This is a genomic window from Pseudoalteromonas distincta (assembly GCF_005877035.1).
Lineage (GTDB): Bacteria > Pseudomonadota > Gammaproteobacteria > Enterobacterales > Alteromonadaceae > Pseudoalteromonas > Pseudoalteromonas distincta.
Window position 1 is genome coordinate 3,541,207 of the sequence record NZ_CP040558.1, and the last position, 18,950, is coordinate 3,560,156.

An 18,950-nucleotide genomic window follows, 5' to 3' on the forward strand; every position below is an offset into this window, starting at 1 on the left:
ATGATAATGAATAAGTTCAGCTCAATTTAGCTTATTATTTATAGGCATGGGTTATAAATACAATGAAAGCATAAAGGTATTTAATTATCTCTAAAAATGGCTTTGCTGTTTGTCTTATTGCTCGGCACACATTTTACTTTGCAAAATACACTATGCTTTTATAAAGCACGCAACCACTGCATTTACTGCTCAGCAAATGGGCGATTTGGTCGGTGTTAGTCGCTCTACAGCACGCCGTTACTTAGAGTATTTGCTTGAATCAGGTAAGTTAACAGCGGATCAAAGTTACGGCAGTATTGGCCGCCCTGAACGTTGCTATAAAATAGCGAAGTAACTTGGTGTATCTGAAACTTAAGTATTAAACGCTATTAATTTCAATGCCTTGCGTTTTTTTTGTTATGTTTGATATTTAATAGATTCTGACGATAAAAAAAATATGTTGAATTGATTGCATTTTAAGCGGCTTGTATGGTGATGTTCGCATTAAGTGATGTTATACTCCTGCCGAATAATTTATCGACTTTATTAAGAGTAAAATTAATGGCAGATTTATCGAAGTACAGAAACATTGGTATTTTCGCGCACGTTGATGCGGGTAAAACCACGACTACTGAGCGTATCCTAAAGCTTACTGGTCAAATCCATAAAACAGGTGAGGTTCATGATGGTGAATCTACTACTGACTTCATGGAACAAGAAGCTGAGCGCGGTATTACTATCCAGTCTGCGGCTGTAAGCTGTTTCTGGAAAGATCACCGTTTTAACGTTATCGATACTCCTGGTCACGTTGACTTCACAGTTGAAGTATACCGTTCACTTAAAGTATTAGATGGCGGTGTTGGTGTATTCTGTGGTTCTGGTGGTGTTGAACCACAATCAGAAACTAACTGGCGCTATGCTAACGAATCAGAAGTTGCACGTATTATCTTTGTAAATAAATTAGACCGTATGGGTGCTGATTTTTACCGTGTAACTGAGCAAGTACGTAAAGTACTTGGCGCGACTCCACTAATCATGACTTTACCAATCGGTATCGAAGATGAGTTTGTTGGTGTTGTAGATGTTTTAACTAAAAAAGCGTACGTATGGGATGACACTGGTCTTCCAGAAAACTACGAAATCACTGACGTTCCTGCAGACATGGTAGAAAAAACTGATGAATACCATGAAATGCTTATCGAAACTGCTGTAGAGCAAGACGATGACCTTATGGAAGCGTACATGGAAGGTGAAGTACCTTCTATCGAAGATATCAAGCGTTGTATCCGTAAAGGTACTCGTGACCTTGCTTTCTTCCCTACGTTCTGTGGTTCTGCTTTCAAAAACAAAGGCATGCAACTAATCCTTGATGCTGTTGTTGACTACTTACCTGCTCCAACAGAAGTTGATCCTCAACCTCTTATGGATGAAGAAGGTAACGAAAATGGCGAATTCGCAATCGTATCTGCTGACGAACCTTTCAAGGCGCTAGCATTTAAGATAATGGATGACCGTTTTGGTGCATTAACTTTCGTACGTATCTACTCAGGTAAGCTTAATAAGGGTGACACTATCCTTAATGCGTTTACTGGTAAAACTGAGCGTGTTGGCCGTATGGTTGAGATGCAAGCAGATGACCGTAACGAATTAACTAGCGCACAAGCTGGTGACATCATTGCTATCGTAGGCATGAAAAATGTGCAAACTGGTCACACTCTATGTGATCCTAAGCACCCAGTAACACTTGAGCCAATGGTATTCCCAACTCCAGTAATCTCGATTGCTGTACAGCCTAAAGATAAAGGCGGTAATGAGAAAATGGGTGTTGCTATCGGTAAAATGGTTGCAGAAGATCCATCTTTCCAAGTTGAGACTGATGAAGATTCAGGCGAAACTATCCTTAAAGGTATGGGTGAGCTTCACTTAGATATCAAAGTTGATATCCTTAAGCGTACTTACGGTGTAGACCTTATCGTTGGTCAACCACAGGTTGCTTACCGTGAAACTATCACTCGTGAAATCGAAGATAGCTACACGCATAAGAAACAATCTGGTGGTTCTGGTCAGTTCGGTAAAATCGACTACCGCATCAAGCCAGGCGAAGTTGCTTCAGGCTTCACGTTTAAATCATCAGTTGTTGGTGGTAACGTACCTAAAGAATTCTGGCCTGCAGTTGAGAAAGGCTTTAAGTCAATGATGGGCGAAGGTGTTCTAGCTGGCTTCCCAGTATTAGACGTTGAAGTTGAACTTTTTGACGGTGGTTTCCATGCCGTGGATTCATCTGCAATCGCGTTCGAAATCGCTGCTAAAGGTGCTTTCCGCCAATCGATCCCTAAAGCGGGCGCACAACTTCTTGAGCCAATCATGAAAGTTGACGTGTTCACTCCAGAAGATCACGTTGGTGACGTAATCGGTGACCTTAACCGTCGTCGTGGTATGCTAAGCGACCAAGAAGCTGGTTTAACTGGCGTTCGCATTAAAGCTGACGTTCCGTTATCAGAAATGTTCGGTTACATTGGTTCACTACGTACAATGACATCTGGTCGTGGTCAGTTCTCTATGGAGTTCTCACACTACGCACCATGTCCACAAAACGTAGCTGACACAGTAATCGCTGCAGAAAAAGAGAAAAAAGCTGCTAAGTAATTAGTTTCTTAACTCTTTAAAAAAACCCGCACATGTTGCGGGTTTTTTATTGCCTATAATTTGGTTTTATTTTTTTAGTTATTTATAACTACTTTTTATTATTAATTAATCCTATATAACTAATTAATAAAAAGGTACTAGAGAGCAATTTATTTACATTAATTATTTAATCGATTGCTTTATATAAGGTTTATTGTGAATAGAGTGTAACTTGTTGAATTTTGGTAGCTTATATTGATGCTTTACGATACGTAATGTAGAATATCAGCACTTTTAGACTAGAGCTCTAAAGTCAGATAAGGAAGTCTCCGAAGCAGAGACGTTTACATAGTAATTTTATATAAGACGTAACTATAATGAAATCTATTAAATTGGCACCAAACTGGTGGCTACAATTTACAAAATGCGTTTTCGCATTCAGCCTAATATTTTTAATTCATATTATATTTTCTGAGAACCTAGAAGTTGTTTTTTTCACTGCATCACCAGTTCTATTGATTATTATTGCTTTCAATATTCTCCATCTTCGTTTTTTACATTGTTACAGAGCAGGAATTTGTTATACACGTCTATGCACAGAGCGTTATATCAATAGTGAAGAAATTACTTTTGTATCATTTAGCTCGTTTTTTCTTTTCACCATTTTTAAAGTAGAGCTGGAGAATGGTAAAACTTTTCATTTTTATAACTGGCAACTAGATGATGAAACGCAATCAGCTATTTCTAAAATGTATTGTAATAAGTTAGCTAGAAAAATTGAAAATATTAGCGGCAAATGCAGCGCGTGATTTTTAATTTAGGTAGAAAAAAGGAGCAATTAATTGCTCCTTTTTTGTTTTTATTTTATAACGCGCTAATTAAACTTTTTTATAGCCTTAGCTTTTAGCGCTTTCATCTTTAGCCTGCGTGGCTTTTTAAAAGATTGTATAGGCATTGATACCATATGCTCTTGTGGCAGTGCCGGAGTTGTTTGTGGGTAAGTTCCTTCCTCTGGCACGGAAATCTCTTTTAGATGTACTTTAAGCGCCTCTAGAGTTGAGTCGTTATCAACTTCACTAGGGCAAATAAATATACCTAACTTTCTTAGCTGTACGCCGAGTTTGATACTACTGGTGTAACGGATAATTGGAGCACCTAATACTAAGCCTAATAATATAGGTGATAGCCACCAAAAGAATACAGGTGTGAAGTAGTAGGCTGTGCTACCCCATGCTATAGCCACAATAGTAGAGAATAACGTATAACCAAACGCTTCTTTCCACGGAACCATACGACCTTCGCGCGGTTGTGCATCCCACTTCACTTTTTTACCTAAAAATACGCAAAGTACAAAGTAAGCATGAAATACCATCATTAATGGCGCAACAATAATAGCAAATACAGTTTCAATAATTGAACCTAGAATTAATTTAATTGAACCACCAAAGCGTTTGTTTCTATGTATTAGGGTGACTATTACGCCCATTAATTTAGGCATTAATAAAATAATAATAGTTAAATACAAGAGTGAATCAATAAGATCGGTTTTAGCTATTTGCCATGTAGGAAATAATTGATAAACACGGTTAAAGTACACATCGCTATTTAATGCGCGCGTTACTGCATCAATAGTACTTAGCGCTAGCATTGAGAGCCAAATTAGTGATGAAATATAAGCGGTTGCACCTAATAGAAAGTGCAGCTTACTCATTAATTTTAATTTAGATGACGATAGTAAACCTAAGTGCTGAATATTACCCTGTACCCAGCGTCTATCGCGTACAGCATAATCTAGAATATTACTTGGTACTTCTTCGTAGCTGCCTTCAATATCTGATAGTAATAGTACATCCCAACCTGCACTATGAAGTAGTGATGCTTCTACAAAGTCATGACTTAAAATCTCACCGCCAAAGGGTGCGTTACCTTTAAGTGTTGGCAAGCCACAGCACGTTATAAATGCTTCAACTCTAATGATTGCATTATGACCCCAGTAATTGGCTTTATCTGTTTGCCAAAATGCTGAGCCAGTAGCGAGCATTGGGCTATATAGCACTGACGCAAACTGTAAAAAACGACCAAAAAAGGTATCTTGACGAACAGGTATTGGAATCGTTTGGATCAGGCCTGCTTGTGGGTTGTTTAGCATGCTTGTAGTAAGTTCTAACATACATTTACCGGTCATTACGCTATCTGCATCAAGCACAATCATATGGTCGTAATTACTTCCCCAGCGCTCACAAAAGTCGGTTAGGTTACCTACTTTGCGGTGTTTGTTATCTTCGCGACGACGATAAAAAACATGCTTTGCTGTATCCCCTAAACGTTCGCACAATGCATGCCATGCACTTAGCTCGTTTTTAACTATTTGAGGGTCTTGTGTATCGCTTAATAAATAAAAATCAAAATTATCAAGCTGACCAGTTTCTTTTAACGATTGTAGACTTACTTCAAAGCCCGCGATAACACGGTGGGTATCTTCGTTATAAATAGGCATTACAACGGCGGTTTTCTGAGCGTTAATTGCCTCGTTATTGAACTTAATTGGTTTAATACGTTTTAACGTAAGCGGGTCAATTCGAAACAACTGTAGTACAAAGCCGATTGTGCCACTACAAAAAGCCGTTACAATCCAAGCAAATGTGATTGAGAATAATACTAAAAGGGCATACTCAAGTAATGTCATACCGTTTGAGCTTAAAATCTCAAACATAATAGATATGCCGTAGCCTGATGTGCCAAGTGCCGCAATGGCAAATAGCCATACTCTTAGTGTTTTGAATGGCATTGGAGTGCCCCTACCTTTATTACTTGATGTCATTTGGGTACCAAACATAGCTCCATACCTCGCTAATTTCTTTGTCACGTAGTTTTAACGATAAACGCATATCAACGGGTTGATCGTCCTGTGGTGCAATTTTAAAGGCTACACGCCATCCACGTGAATCCGGAAGTTTTTGTACATTCACGTCGGTTACTTCGCCTGTTGTAAGTTGAATGTCGGCATCTAGTTTTAACTGTTTAGACAGTTTATTTATTTCTGATCCAGTAAAATCAACAGTAAATTGGCGGTGGCTTTTTGGTGGTGGGTTGTCCTCACCAGGTAAAGCGGCGCTACCAATTCTTGTACGTAGTACACGTGCTTTCTCGTGCTGAGTTAAAACTGAATTAAAGGTCGTCATTTTGTAGCTTAATTTTAATGAATCTCCGGCCTTCATTGGTTTTTCTGGTACCCAGTAACTTACGATATTGTCGTTAGTTTCTGTATCAGTCGGTATTTCTACAAGCTCTACACGACCATTTCCCCACTCACCTTGTGGTTCAATCCATAGGCTAGGGCGGTCGTGGTAATGTGCTTCTGTGTCTAGATAGTTATTAAAGTCTCGGTCTCGTTGAGCTAACCCAAAACCTTTTGGGTTATTGTACGAAAATGAAGTAACGCTGAGTTGTGATGGGTTGTTAAGAGGACGCCATACCCACTTGTCATCAGCAGATTGAGTTAATAGGCCGTCCGAGTCATGAACTTCAGGGCGATAGTCATCAAAAAATTTGGTGCTGTTTTCGCCGTGATAAAACATACTCGTTAATGGTGCTACACCTAGTTTTTTAATATCTTTACGCGCAAAAATCTGCATATCAACATCAACTAGCATATTAGTTGTAGGGTCGACGCTAAATTTGTACGCACCAGAAATAGATGGACTATCCAACAATGCAAAAATGGTGATTTGTGTTTGCTCTGGCTTTGGTTTAACTAACCAAAACTCTTTGAACATTGGAAATTCTTCACCCGAATTCTCAGCAGTATCAATGGCAAGGCCTCTTGCTGATAAGCCATAAACTTGTTGAGGGCCAACGACTCTAAAATACGATGCTCCCTGAAATACCATTACTTCGTCTTTATACTCGTTAGTATTTAATGGGTAATGTAAGCGAAATCCAGCATGGCCTAGTTGAGTGCCCGCCACACTTTTAGCTATTTCTTCTTGTAGTGGTGCAGCAGTGCCATCGTATTGGTAAAATTCAGTGCTGAAAGGTAAGCGGCTACGTTTAGAGTCGCTATCAACAGTATTTATTGTTACGGGTGTTTTATATAAAAAACCAGGGTGGAATAATTGCAGCTCGTACAGGCCTTCATCTTTCCACACCGCTTTGTCTTTTTTAAATCGAATTGAACGGTAGTCTTGATAATCAATATTATTTAGCGCTTCAAGCTCGATGTTTTTAGGTGCCACATATTCTTCGCTTGCTAACTTTTTAGCGCGAGCGCTAATTACATCAAATAAGCTACTTTGTGGAATTGCTACATCAACAGTTGCAGCAATCGCTTGGTTGCTATTGCCCCAAGTCGAAAAAATAATAAGTAGACCCAGTAGTGGTGCTGACTTTTTTTGCCATTTAGGCAAGTTTTGGGTTAGTTGTTTCATTCTCATTCCTTTATAAAAACACGACTTATTTTTACGTTTAGGGTAAATATTGATTTGTTTTGTAAGTATCTTCTAATTTACTTAAAGCAAAATGTGAACCTTTATAAAAGTTCATATTTTTCAATAGGAAAAACCAATATACGTAACTCACTGAGGTTTTTGCTGTGTAAAATTCACTCAATCTTATGTAGTTGTTACTGATTAATTACTAGAAGACTCACTAATCGTATGAACATATTACGGGGAGTTTAATGAAGCTTGTCTGAATTACATTTGTATAAAATAAAAAAAGCCGCAAAAGCGGCTTTTTATATGTTTAGATTTTACTTAATTATTTCTTTTTAAATCGACGCACTATTGATAGTGGTGCTAAAAGAAGTGATAACCATAGTAATGAACCTGCATCATTGTCATCATCTGAGCGTAAGTTATTTACCTTAACGGCTACTTTTTCAATGTTTGATAAGTTACCAGCACTATCTTGAGCTTGTACTGTTAAAGTAATACGATTTTCGAATTCGTAATCAATCTCTCCAGCAACAATTAACTGCCCCTCATTGTTAATAGAAACGCTGTCATTATCAGATGTAATAAATTTAACAACAGGTGATTCATCGGCATTTGGATCACTAAAATCGAGCGTGCCGATAATTGTACCAATTGGGCTGTTTTCATCAATTGCAAAAACTTGATCAGCTGCAATTACAGGTGTCTGCTCTTCTGGCGTTAAAGTAATTTCAGATTTGATATCAATGATCACAGGGTCATGGTCTGATGCACGGTATGCACTTTCAGAGTACAAGCTAGATTGTTGACCTTCGCTTTTAAACTCTACATTGTAATCAAGTGAAATAGGTTCATCTGCGTTGATATGCCAATCTGTTGCAGCGACAACTTTGCTAAGTAATGATTGTGTAGCTACTGCATGGTCTAAACTTCCTGCACGACCAGAAAAGCTATAAGAATAACCAAGTGTATCACCATCAATTTCAGCAACTACATTTTTGTAGCCTTTATCAGCAAATGCACGTATTGGATCTTCCATTGCGTAAGCATTCATATCGCCGACTAAAATAGTATCTTCGTCATCAACACCGGTTGGTTTGCTATCAAGCCAACCTGCGAATGCATTAGCACCTTGCGTGCGTATTTCATTCCAACAGCCTTGGCCATCAGCTAAATCTGCATTATTTCCAGAAGCACTACCACAACTTTTAGATTTAAGATGTGACACAGCAACAGTAAATACTTCATCAGTTTCTATTGATTTAAAGCTTTGTGCAATTGGAGCACGGTTACTAAAATCAAATGGAGCCTCAGTTGTAATGGCAGCAGTGCCTACTTCTTCTACTTTGTTAGCACGATAGATAAGTGCGGTAGTAATTGCATCGGTACCAATTTGATCTACGTTAAAATCAACAAATGCATAGTTGTTAGCACTATCTGCATCATTTAATGCATCTACTAAGCTAGCAATTGCACTAAATTCGCCAAAGCCATCATTCTCAATTTCCATTAAACCAACAACATCGGCTTCAATAGCGCTAATGGCACTTACAATTTTAGCTTCTTGACGAATAAATTCAGCTTCAGTATCTGCACCTCGAGATGTAGGGAACCCTCCGCCTTGGCCATCACCATTGAAGTAATTAAGTACGTTAAAGCTAGCTACACGTAAATCTGCTTCAGCATTAAGTTCAGGCGCATCTTCACGTGCATTTGTTGCAATAAACGAAGGCGCTAAAGTTGGGTGAATTCGGTAAAGACCGAAGCTATAAGCAAGTGCCCCTGTCACAGTATTAACAGTATCGCCAGTTCGTAAAGTATTTTCTGCCGATAAGCCTGGAGTTGGATAAGCTGTAGGGTCTAAGTTTTGTACTGTAGAGCCATCATCTATTAAAATCTTTTTAAGTAGATTTTCAGTTTCAACTGCATTAGCAGCATCGCCAGGTAACGCAACCTGGGTACCTTGGTACAAGCGCTCTGTTGCTAATTCAACTTCACCATATCGACCAAGACCAAAGTTATTAGTCACTACTAATGGTTGCTCTAATGTGACTAACATACCTTCAAAAGCTTCTAAATCAGTTGTATTAGCTAAAGGTAAAGTGATTTTTGTAGCTGCTGCAGCTAAACCAGTGCCACACACCGCAACTTGGCTAACACTGCCAATTTGTGTTGCATCAAAATATTCTTCAACAGTACCTTGTACACGTACATGGTCGCCTACATTCACGTCAGTATCTGCAAAATATACAAATACACCTTCAGAGGTAAGTGGGTCTGCATCTATATCAGCAGCCAGTGAGTTAACAAAAAAGCCTTTTAATTGTTCATCACCTTGGAAATCGGCGCTTACAACACCTTCAAGTTCTACTAATGTACCTACAAGTGGGCTAGCAGAGCCATCACCTTGAATAGCATTTATTAGTGTTTTTTCTGCACCACAAACAAGTGGTTCAAGTGGCTCTGGTTCTGGAATTGGTTCAGGTGTTGTTCCACCATTACCTGCATGTGAACCTAATCCATCGAATGCATCAATTTCAAAGCTATCCCACTCTACACTTGGATCAAAAGTTGTGGTTGCATCTGTACGACCACTGGTAATAGCATCTTTACGGCGAAGAGTTTGGTTTTTTGCGGAAACACCGTTTCCTTCCCATGTTGCTTGTACTTCGTATTGACCAAAGCTATCTACGATATTACCGTTTTTAGTTAGTATTAGAGTATCGTCACCATTAAACCCAGTAACGCTGTTTTCCAAATCGGCTTTGGCTTTTAAATCATCAGATGAGCTCGGATTGACAATTACAATAGTAGAATTAGCAGCAAGTGTTCCTGTAAGGTCTACAGAATTACCTACTTCACTTTTACCATTTGAATACAAGCTAAGTGTATACCCTTCAAGAGAAAGCTCCGTATCAGCATTATTATAAAGCTCAATTGCTTTATTATTACTGCTTCCCTCTATATATTCTGAAATGATTAGATCAGCGGATGCTGGTGCACTGAGACTTGCTATAACAAGTGCGAGTGGTGTTATTTTTGTTTTAAACATTTTTTTATTATTCCCGTGTATTAATCCCAAAATGGGACACCAGTTTAGAGAATAAATATGACGGAAATAAAACAAAAATGTAAACGAATGTAAATAAAAGGCGGTTTGACCGCCTTTTAATAGAAAATTACTTTTTAGCTAGATATTTTGCGGCTTGCTTAGCAAAGTAGGTTAATATTCCATCGGCTCCTGCACGCTTAAATGCAAGTAAAGATTCCATTATTGTTGCCTCTTCACTTAACCAACCGTTATCAATTGCTGCTTTGTGCATTGCATACTCGCCACTTACCTGATATGCGAAAGTAGGTACACCAAATTCGTCTTTAACACGCCGTACAATATCTAAATAAGGCATACCGGGCTTTACCATAACCATATCAGCGCCTTCTTGTAAGTCTAATGCGACTTCACGTATTGCTTCATCAGAGTTTGCTGGATCCATTTGGTAAGTTTTTTTATCAGCACCTTTTAAGTTACCAGCAGAGCCTACAGCATCTCTAAATGGGCCATAGTAGCTAGATGCGTATTTAGCAGAGTAGGCCATAATTCGAGTATGAATAAACCCATCAGCTTCAAGTGCTTCGCGAATAGCACCAATACGGCCATCCATCATATCAGAAGGGGCAACAACATCAGCACCAGCTTCTGCATGGGAAAGTGCTTGTTTAACTAAAATTTCAGTAGTGACATCATTAATAACATAACCTGAATCATCAATAATACCGTCTTGGCCATGCGTAGTGAAAGGGTCAAGTGCTACATCAGTAATCACACCCAACTCAGGAAAAGCTTCTTTTAACGCTCTTACGGTACGTTGCGCTAAGCCATCATCGTTATATGCTTCTTCGGCAAATAATGATTTTTTATCCGCAGGCGTTACCGGAAAAATAGCAACGGCAGGTACGCCAAGTTCAACGAGTTCTTTTGCTTCAACAAGCAGTAAATCAATTGATAGGCGCTCAATACCAGGCATTGATTCAATTACCTCGCGGCGATTTTTACCATCAAGTACAAATACAGGGTAAATTAAATCATTTACGCTAAGCTGGTTTTCAGCCATTAAGCGGCGAGAAAAGTCGCTGCGGCGCATTCTGCGCATGCGAGTATATGGGAAAAGGTCTAATCCTGATTGGGCCATATTAATATGCTCCTACTGTGGTAATGGAAAAGTGATTACTTGATTACGGCCATGCTGCTTTGCGTAATAAAGTGCTTTGTCGGCGCACTCAGTAAAAATTTGAGGGTTGCTAACATCATCAGCAATGCTGGTGTATACACCAGCGCTAATAGTAAATTGAATATCATTATTGGCAACCGTTACTGTACTTACTGAGATATCAGCTCGTATTTTTTCAGCTATGTCTTGTGCGCCTTCACTAGGGGTATTAGGTAATAGCACAACAAATTCTTCACCGCCATAACGGGCAACTTCATCGAGTGGTCGTTTTAAATGGTCTTTTATAAGGTCAGACACTGCTTTAATAACTTGATCGCCTATGATATGGCCGTACGTGTCGTTGATACTTTTAAATCGATCTATATCAAGCATAACAATGCTAAGAGGAGTTTGTTCTCGACGAGAGCGACGAAGCTCCATTACCAGTTTTTTATCAAAAAAGCGTCTGTTTTTTATTCCAGTCAATGCGTCTTCAGTATTTAGTAACTCAAGTGAGCGGTTTTTTTCTTCAAGCTCTCTAAGCGTCACTTGTAATTCAAAGGTGCGCTCGTCCACCTGAGATTCAAGTTCTTGGCGAGTTTTTTCTTGTAATTTTAAGCGCTCTTTAAGTAGTGTATCTTGTGCTGTGTTTTCAGCAATCAAGGTTTGTTGGGCAATCACTTCTTCATCGCGTTGTAAAATAAATAACTTCATTACGCTGTAGCATAAGCAAAAAGTGCAACCAAAAAAGCATGCAAATACAAATGCAAGCGTACTTCTGTCAAAGGCGTATAGGCCCATTACTGCAACAGTAAAATAAAGCATTACCACCAAGAAAAAAACCAATACAAGTAATAGTGCTTTGTTTGGTTTAGAAGGCGTTAAACGCACGCACATAAACGTAGTTACAATATAAAAGCCTAAAACGATTGAAGTAGTGATTAAACAAAGTAATGTAACTATGTTGTTTGGAAGTAGCCAAATAAATAATAACGAAATGGCTAAAGCGTTAACTACAACTTTTTGAATAGTTAGCAGAAGTGAGGGTCTGGGATGGCAAACTTGCTTCTGCAAAGGCAAAAACATTAAAGTGATAAGCATAAGTAATATAGGGATCATAACTTGCTGTAATGCAGGCAAATTAGGATGAACGTACCTTAAGCCAAAACCACAAAGGTAGGCTAATACACTGCCTAATGTGAGAGATATAACTCCAGCATAAACAAAATAGCCTTTACGTGAAAAACCATATAAAACTATGCAACTCACACCCAAAGAAAATATAAAACCAATCAATAAGCCATAGAGTAAATTGAGTTTTCCTTTGTGTGCCAAATAAGCTTCTGGTTGCCACAGCGTTAAAGGGACTCGCAAGCCTGAACTATTCGCCACTTTCATTATAATAAGCGTTTCGCTATTTGCAGGGCTGAGCAGTTTAACTAATAAAGACTCACTTTTAATTGTGCGCTTATATAAGGGGTAGGCATCACCAATTTGAGTATAAGAAAGTAATTGCGAGTTATGTAATTGATATACTTGAACGTCGTTTAGCAAAGGATTGTTTAGTGACAATATTTGCTCAGTATTATAACTAAGTGTGTTTTTTATTTTAAATTTTATCCATACAGGACGCTGCTCTAGTCCTAAATTAAGGGGTTTTCCTGTGTTTTTTTGCCACTGTATATGGCTACTTTGTTGTGCGCTTAATAGCGACGTTGGTTCAAAAGAGTAATACAGGTTATTAATGTTTTGAGAGTTAAAATCGTGTTTTATTATTACTGGGTTTGCGAAAGAGCAAAAAGTGCAAAGGAATACTAATAGGCTTAAAAGTGCCTTTGCATAGGCCATTAACGATCTTCTAAACCAAAAACACGGTGAAAGTTTTCTGTAGTTTTACGGGCCACAACTTCTTCATCTATTTGATAAAGTTGTGCAACCGTTTGACAGATATAAGGAAGCAGGGCAGGTTCATTTTTACGTGATTTAGGTTTTGGCTTAACTGTTCGTGGAATTAAAAATGGTGCATCAGTTTCTATTAATAATCGATCTAGAGGAATGCTAGGCACTAGCTGTTGTAACTCTTTTCCACGCCTTTCATCACATACCCAACCCGTTATACCAATATATAGACCTAAATCTAAATATTGCTTTAGAGCTGCTGAGTTACCCGTAAAGCAGTGGAGTACACCGCGAATATTAAACTCATTTAATATACTTAACATGTCGTCACTTGCATCACGTTCATGCAAGTAAACAGGTAAATCTAATTTTTCAGCAAGTGCTAATTGGCGCCTAAAAACACTGCGCTGTACATCGCGAGGCGAAAAGTCGCGGTTATAATCAAGGCCACATTCACCAATAGCGATAACATGCTTACTATTTGCAAGTACAGTTAGTTGTGCTTCTAGTTCATTAGTGGCTGATTTTGCATCATGTGGGTGGATACCCGCCGTAGAATATTGAAGATGCTTTGTTGCAAGTTCAAGTGATTGCTGACTGCTTGCAATATCACAACCAATAATAAGCATATTTGTAACACCCGCTTCATTGGCACGGGTAATTACATCGTGATGCTGCTCATCAAATTGATGATTAGTTAAGTTAACTCCAGCATCAATTAACGTATATGACATTACTTAGTACGTTTAACGCGAATAGAGCGGTTTTCACCGTCAATTTTAAGTAAAAATGAGTTAAAAACACCACGGCTAATTACAATCGTATCGTTCTTTTTTAAACGCATGCTGTCAGAGCCAATTTGACGCCATTGTTGACCGTTATCTAGCGAAATAATTAACTCGCCGTAAGCAGCTTCTTCAACTGAAGCAACCATCGCTTTAATTTCAGCGTCTTTTTCTGTCTGTGATTTTTTGTACTCTAACCCAAACTCATCAGCTGTTTTTTTCACTTCTGTTGGTGTTGTGGCTACTGCCTGAGGTACATTATTAGCTGTTGGTGGTGTGAGCGTTTTTGTTACTGATGGCTTAACCAGCGACTTACCCGCGATGGTATTATCGTAACAAAGTAAGCGGTTAAAATCGTTTTCAATAAAGCTACATGCTTGTAACGCTTGAGTATTAAACTCTGTTTGCGCAGCAAAAGTCGGTGCGCTTAATAAAACCAATAGTGAGAGTAGTTGTTTTTTCATTTTATTCCTCAGATTCTTTTTGTGGTTTAGCGGTATAAAACTTTGCTAAAATTAGACCTAGTTCAAACAGAAGAAGCATCGGAAATGCTAGCAATGTTTGTGATAATACATCAGGCGGTGTTAAAAACATCGCGACTACAAAAACACCCACGACGATATAAGGGCGCTTTTCTTTTAAGCTTTTTGTTGTTGTTGCGCCACTCCAGCATAGCAACATAATAGCCACTGGAATTTCGAAAGCGACACCAAATGCAAAAAACAACTTTAATACAAATCCTAGATAACTACTTATGTCAGGTGCAAGGGTCATCATTTCGGGACCGGTACTTGTAAAAAATCCTAAAATAATTGGCAGAACTACAAAGTAACAAAAGGCTATGCCGCCATAAAATAATATTATACTTGAGGCGAGAATAGGCATGAGCATTTTCTTTTCGTGCTGATATAAACCCGGCGCTATAAACCCCCAAACTTGATGCAATATCCATGGAATCGACGCAAATAAAGCGACAAATAAAGTAAGTTTGAAAGGTGCAAAAAAGGGAGCTGTTACATCGGTTGCAATCATGGTTGCCGTACTTGGCAAATGCGAGACTAGCGGCTGTGCAACAAAAGCATAAATATCATTCGCAAAATATACTATGGCAATAAAAATAACAAAAATGCTTAGTAGTGCTTTTATTAGCCGATCACGCAACTCAATTAAATGAGCTACAAACCCTGATTTTACTTCCTCAGCCATTATTTTTTATACCATGTAGTAAGTTGACCACAAAGTGAGAAATAAATTTCACTTTTTCTCATCAAGTTGTTGGTTATTTGATGTATCAGATTGTTGTTTCTTGTAGCTGTGAGTAACTGATTCAGCCGCTTTTTGTAGCTCTGTTAGTGAGCTTTGTAACTCAGGGCTTAAATCTTTTAATTCTTGCTGTTCTGCTTTTTTAAGGTTTTCGTGCAGCTCATGGATTCGAAGTTCTTCACTTACTTCGGCTTTTACTGAGTTGGCAAGTGATTTAGCGGTTTTAACCCATTTACTCACTGTTCTAATCGCAACAGGTAAGCGCTCAGGGCCGAGCACCACTAAACCAACAATAAAAATAACAACAAGTTCCCACATGCCCATACTAATTAAACCTTATTGTTATCTTTGTTTTTTTCAGTATCGGTTGAGTTGTCAGCAGTGTTTTTTTCTGATTGTTGAATTTGCTCGGATTTCTCTTTCTCGCTCATTTGATCATCCGACATTGCTTTTTTGAAGCCCTTTACAGCGCCCCCAATATCGCCACCCATACCGCGTAGTTTTTTTGTGCCAAAAAGTAAAACTATGATCGCTAAAACAATTAATAATTGCCAAATACTAATACCACCAAAACCCATGGTTTTCTCCAATATATAAAACGGTTAAATGTTTATTTTAAATACTAATTATACGCTCACTAGCGCAAATAGCACCCAGTTTATGCGCTGCGCCATGCCGCTATAAAGCTAATAGCCGATAAGCTTATTGCAAGACTTGCAGCTATTAAATCGTGCTGTAAATAACAAAGTGTTGCCATAATCATTGTAGCACTACCAAATAAACTCAATATTAAAGGTTTATGAGATACCTTTTGTTCTTGAGGTTGAATGTGTGGTGCACGCTTTAAATTTTGATAAATTAGATCCGGTAACTCAGGCATTTTTTCAGCCCAAAATGGCAAGTTAGCATACATTTGCTTCAGTACTGATAGCGGTCCAACTTGTTGCTTTACCCATTCTTCTAAAAAGGGCTTAGCTGTTTTCCATAAGTCGAGTTGTGGGTAAAGCTGACGCCCCAATCCTTCAACGTATAATAAAGTTTTTTGTAGTAGTACTAATTGCGGCTGTACCTGCATGTTAAAACGACGTGCAGTATTAAATAGATTTACGAGTACGTGCCCAAATGAAATTTCGGCCAAAGGTTTATTAAATATAGGCTCGCAAACTGTGCGAATCGCAAATTCAAATTCTTCAATGCTAGTATCTGGTGGTACCCAACCAGAATCAACGTGTAGCTGTGCAACTTGGCGATAATCACGATTAAAAAAGGCGATAAAGTTTTCAGCTAAATAGCGTTTGTCTTCTTTGCTTAACGTACCAACAATACCGCAATCAATACCGATATACATTGGGTTTTCAGGGTGCTCTCGAGAGACGAAAATATTACCCGGATGCATGTCGGCATGAAAAAAACTGTCTCTAAACACCTGCGTAAAAAACACTTCTACGCCACGCTCAGCAAGTAATTTCATATTAGTGTTTTGCGCCATAAGTGCATCGGTATCAGAGACGGGAATGCCGTAAATACGCTCCATCACCAGCACATTGCTACGGCTGTAATCACTGTAAACTGCAGGGATGTATAATGAATCAGAGCCTTCAAAATTGCGTTTTAGTTGAATGCCGTTGGCACCTTCTCGCATTAAGTCGAGCTCGTCTAGGAGTGTTTTTTTATATTCTTTAACTACTTCAACCGGGCGTAAACGCTTTGATTCGTTATGGACTTTTGCAAGTACCTTTGCGAGCTTTTCCATCAACGCTAAATCGGCATTAATTTGCTCGTAAATATTGGGTCTAATAACCTTAATTACGACATCTTGCTCAATGCTTTGTTCATCAATAAGTTTTGCTGTATGTACTTGCGCTATAGATGCAGAGGCCAGTGGAGTTTGTGAAAACTCACTAAATAATTCACTTATATCGTTAATTTCGAGTGCTTTTTCTATTATTTTTTGTGCAAGCTCGCCTTCAAATGGTTGAACTTGATCTTGTAAAAAAGCAAGCTCTAAAGCGATATCATGAGGGAGTAAATCACGACGAGTAGAGAGCATTTGACCAAATTTGATCCAAACAGGACCAAGCTCTTGCAATGCTAAACGTAAACGTAGCCCTGCCGGTTTTTCTTTGTGCTGATTACGCAGCCAAAATAAACTACCACGGGCTATTTTACCAAACCAAGGCACCTTATGCTTTGGAATTAGCTCGTCTAGTCCATAGCTAAGTAACGTTTTGGTGATGTTATATAAACGTGCAGTCGACACAAAAAATCCTTAGCGGGTGTTTGAAGGTAAAAAAGAATTTAAGAGGGCGTTAATGCGTTGCTCAACGGCAGCGACTTGTCCTTTGAGTTCTCTATTTTTTTGTTTAAATTGCTCAAGTTCTAATGGATGAATAGTAATTGCGAGCTCATCTTGGCATAAACTTGTAAGCATGGTACTTATTTTAGTATTGGTTTTGCTGCTCTTTTGTTTTAGCTCTTTTAAGTGCAGGTATAACTGCTGAGCGGGGGCATCGCCAATGTATTTAGAAAGTTGTTCAGGCCAATCAATATCAATACCTGAAAATGCATTGCTATAAGTTTGCGCAATATTTAAATCGCCTTGTAAGTCGAGCTTATCTTGGCGAATTAATTGGGTAAGCATTGCAGGGTTTTTGAGCGCTAAAAGTGTCTCTATATCTGCGCTGATCATACAATCTGCATTTTCATTGCTTTGAGCGCTGTATAAGTGTAATTGATCAGCACTATAAACGAGTTGGATGCTTTGTTGCCAATCTCTTATTTCAACTACTAAGCGCTTATGTTTAACGGCGTTTAGCTTTTGAGATAATTGTGGGTCAAGGCTAAGTGCTTGATTTAGTACACGCTCAATAAGCGAAAGTACAAAATTAGGTAACATAAAAAACTCAGATGACATTGCACCATTATTGTTTTTTGTTATTTTTTCAAGCGCCATAACTGCTAGCCTTAATATTTAAAACCACGATGCAGTGCAACAATTCCGCCTGTGAGGTTTTGGTATGTTGTTTGTTCAAAGCCCGCATCTTCCATCATCGCTTTTAATGTGTCTTGATCTGGATGCATACGAATAGACTCAGCTAAATACTTGTACGATTCACTGTCGTTAGCAACTAGCTTACCCATTGTTGGCAATAAATTAAATGAGTAAAAATCGTAAGCCTTACTAAGTACGTCATGCTCTGGTTTTGAAAACTCTAAAACAAGTAATCTGCCGCCTGGCTTTAAAATACGGTACATAGAGCGTAATGCTTTGTCTTTATCGGTAACGTTACGTAAGCCAAAGGCAATAGTGATCACATCAAAGCTATTATCTGGAAATGGCAGCATTTCTGCATTCATTTGTACGTAGTCAATATTGCCTACTAAGCCAAGATTGTGTAGTTTTTCACGACCAACCTTAAGCATAGATGAATTTATATCGCCCAAAACAACTTGACCGGTCTCGCCAACTAGTTGACTAAATTTTGCCGTTAAGTCGCCAGTGCCACCGGCTAAATCGAGTACATGATGGCCTTTACGAACACCTGAGCTTGCAATAGTTTGACGTTTCCATAAACGATGCACACCAAAAGACATTAAATCATTCATTACATCGTATTTTGCAGCTACTGAGTGAAATACATCAGCAACCATAGAAGCTTTGTCGCCCTCGGCTACTGTTTTATAACCAAAATGCGTGGTCTTTTGTTCGGTTTCGTTCATGATTAATCTCTATCGTGACAATAGAGGTTAGTGTACTT

The 18,950-nt window shown here is 38.6% G+C and carries 15 protein-coding genes and 1 pseudogene; 3 read left to right on the forward strand and 13 right to left on the reverse strand.

Going from position 1 to position 18,950, the window contains the following annotated elements; genetic code table 11:
- Window positions 1-130 precede the first annotated feature (130 nt).
- The 3 genes and pseudogenes from FFU37_RS15905 to FFU37_RS15915 form a co-directional block, all read left to right on the forward strand.
- Window positions 131-334, forward strand: a pseudogene (locus FFU37_RS15905) (HTH domain-containing protein); the annotation flags it as partial.
- Between the two features lie 206 nt (window positions 335-540).
- Window positions 541-2,625 (forward strand): elongation factor G, encoded by a 2,085-nt coding sequence (fusA, locus tag FFU37_RS15910; protein ID WP_004334977.1) that lies wholly within the window; start codon window positions 541-543, stop codon window positions 2,623-2,625.
- A 356-nt stretch (window positions 2,626-2,981) separates the two neighbouring features.
- Complete coding sequence (locus FFU37_RS15915; RefSeq protein WP_138489902.1) at window positions 2,982-3,413, forward strand: hypothetical protein; 432 nt, start codon at window positions 2,982-2,984, stop codon at window positions 3,411-3,413.
- A 65-nt stretch (window positions 3,414-3,478) separates the two neighbouring features.
- Here FFU37_RS15915 and mdoH read toward each other — a convergent pair whose 3' ends face one another.
- The 13 genes from mdoH to ubiE all read right to left on the reverse strand — a co-directional run bounded on the left by mdoH (window position 3,479) and on the right by ubiE (window position 18,912).
- Entirely contained in the window at window positions 3,479-5,440 is a 1,962-nt protein-coding gene (gene mdoH / locus FFU37_RS15920; RefSeq protein WP_138489903.1) for a glucans biosynthesis glucosyltransferase MdoH, read from the reverse strand.
- Entirely contained in the window at window positions 5,412-7,031 is a 1,620-nt protein-coding gene (locus FFU37_RS15925; protein WP_138489904.1) for an OpgD/OpgG family glucan biosynthesis protein, read from the reverse strand. The genes mdoH and FFU37_RS15925 overlap by 29 nt, the downstream gene beginning before the upstream one ends.
- Before the next feature lie 331 nt (window positions 7,032-7,362).
- Entirely contained in the window at window positions 7,363-10,089 is a 2,727-nt protein-coding gene (locus FFU37_RS15930) for an ExeM/NucH family extracellular endonuclease (protein ID WP_138489905.1), read from the reverse strand.
- Between the two features lie 127 nt (window positions 10,090-10,216).
- The gene (gene hemB, locus FFU37_RS15935) at window positions 10,217-11,227 is read right to left on the reverse strand and encodes a porphobilinogen synthase (RefSeq protein WP_024597079.1); all 1,011 of its coding nucleotides are present in this window, start codon (window positions 11,225-11,227) and stop codon (window positions 10,217-10,219) included.
- A gap of 12 nt (window positions 11,228-11,239) precedes the next feature.
- Window positions 11,240-13,093: a sensor domain-containing diguanylate cyclase gene (locus tag FFU37_RS15940; protein WP_138489906.1), complete on the reverse strand. Its 1,854-nt coding sequence runs from the start codon at window positions 13,091-13,093 to the stop codon at window positions 11,240-11,242.
- Window positions 13,093-13,878 carry a TatD family hydrolase gene (locus FFU37_RS15945; protein WP_138489907.1) on the reverse strand — a complete coding sequence of 262 codons (786 nt, stop codon included), beginning with the start codon at window positions 13,876-13,878 and terminating at the stop codon, window positions 13,093-13,095. Before FFU37_RS15945 ends, FFU37_RS15940 begins: the two co-directional genes overlap by 1 nt.
- Window positions 13,878-14,393, reverse strand: coding sequence for a hypothetical protein (locus FFU37_RS15950; RefSeq protein WP_138489908.1), 516 nt, complete (start codon window positions 14,391-14,393; stop codon window positions 13,878-13,880). Before FFU37_RS15950 ends, FFU37_RS15945 begins: the two co-directional genes overlap by 1 nt.
- A 1-nt stretch (window position 14,394) precedes the next feature.
- Window positions 14,395-15,135 carry a twin-arginine translocase subunit TatC gene (gene tatC, locus FFU37_RS15955; RefSeq protein WP_004334958.1) on the reverse strand — a complete coding sequence of 247 codons (741 nt, stop codon included), beginning with the start codon at window positions 15,133-15,135 and terminating at the stop codon, window positions 14,395-14,397.
- Window positions 15,136-15,183: 48 nt separating this feature from the next.
- A complete protein-coding gene (gene tatB, locus FFU37_RS15960) occupies window positions 15,184-15,516 on the reverse strand; it encodes a Sec-independent protein translocase protein TatB (protein ID WP_024597077.1) in 333 nt (110 codons plus the stop codon).
- A 5-nt stretch (window positions 15,517-15,521) separates the two neighbouring features.
- Window positions 15,522-15,770, reverse strand: coding sequence for a Sec-independent protein translocase subunit TatA (gene tatA, locus FFU37_RS15965; RefSeq protein ID WP_004334954.1), 249 nt, complete (start codon window positions 15,768-15,770; stop codon window positions 15,522-15,524).
- Window positions 15,771-15,850: 80 nt separating this feature from the next.
- Window positions 15,851-17,452 (reverse strand): ubiquinone biosynthesis regulatory protein kinase UbiB, encoded by a 1,602-nt coding sequence (gene ubiB / locus FFU37_RS15970; protein WP_138489909.1) that lies wholly within the window; start codon window positions 17,450-17,452, stop codon window positions 15,851-15,853.
- Window positions 17,453-17,461: 9 nt separating this feature from the next.
- A complete protein-coding gene (locus tag FFU37_RS15975) occupies window positions 17,462-18,145 on the reverse strand; it encodes a ubiquinone biosynthesis accessory factor UbiJ (protein WP_138489910.1) in 684 nt (227 codons plus the stop codon).
- 11 nt (window positions 18,146-18,156) lie between these two features.
- Window positions 18,157-18,912 (reverse strand): bifunctional demethylmenaquinone methyltransferase/2-methoxy-6-polyprenyl-1,4-benzoquinol methylase UbiE, encoded by a 756-nt coding sequence (ubiE, locus tag FFU37_RS15980; protein ID WP_024597074.1) that lies wholly within the window; start codon window positions 18,910-18,912, stop codon window positions 18,157-18,159.
- Window positions 18,913-18,950: the final 38 nt, after the last annotated feature.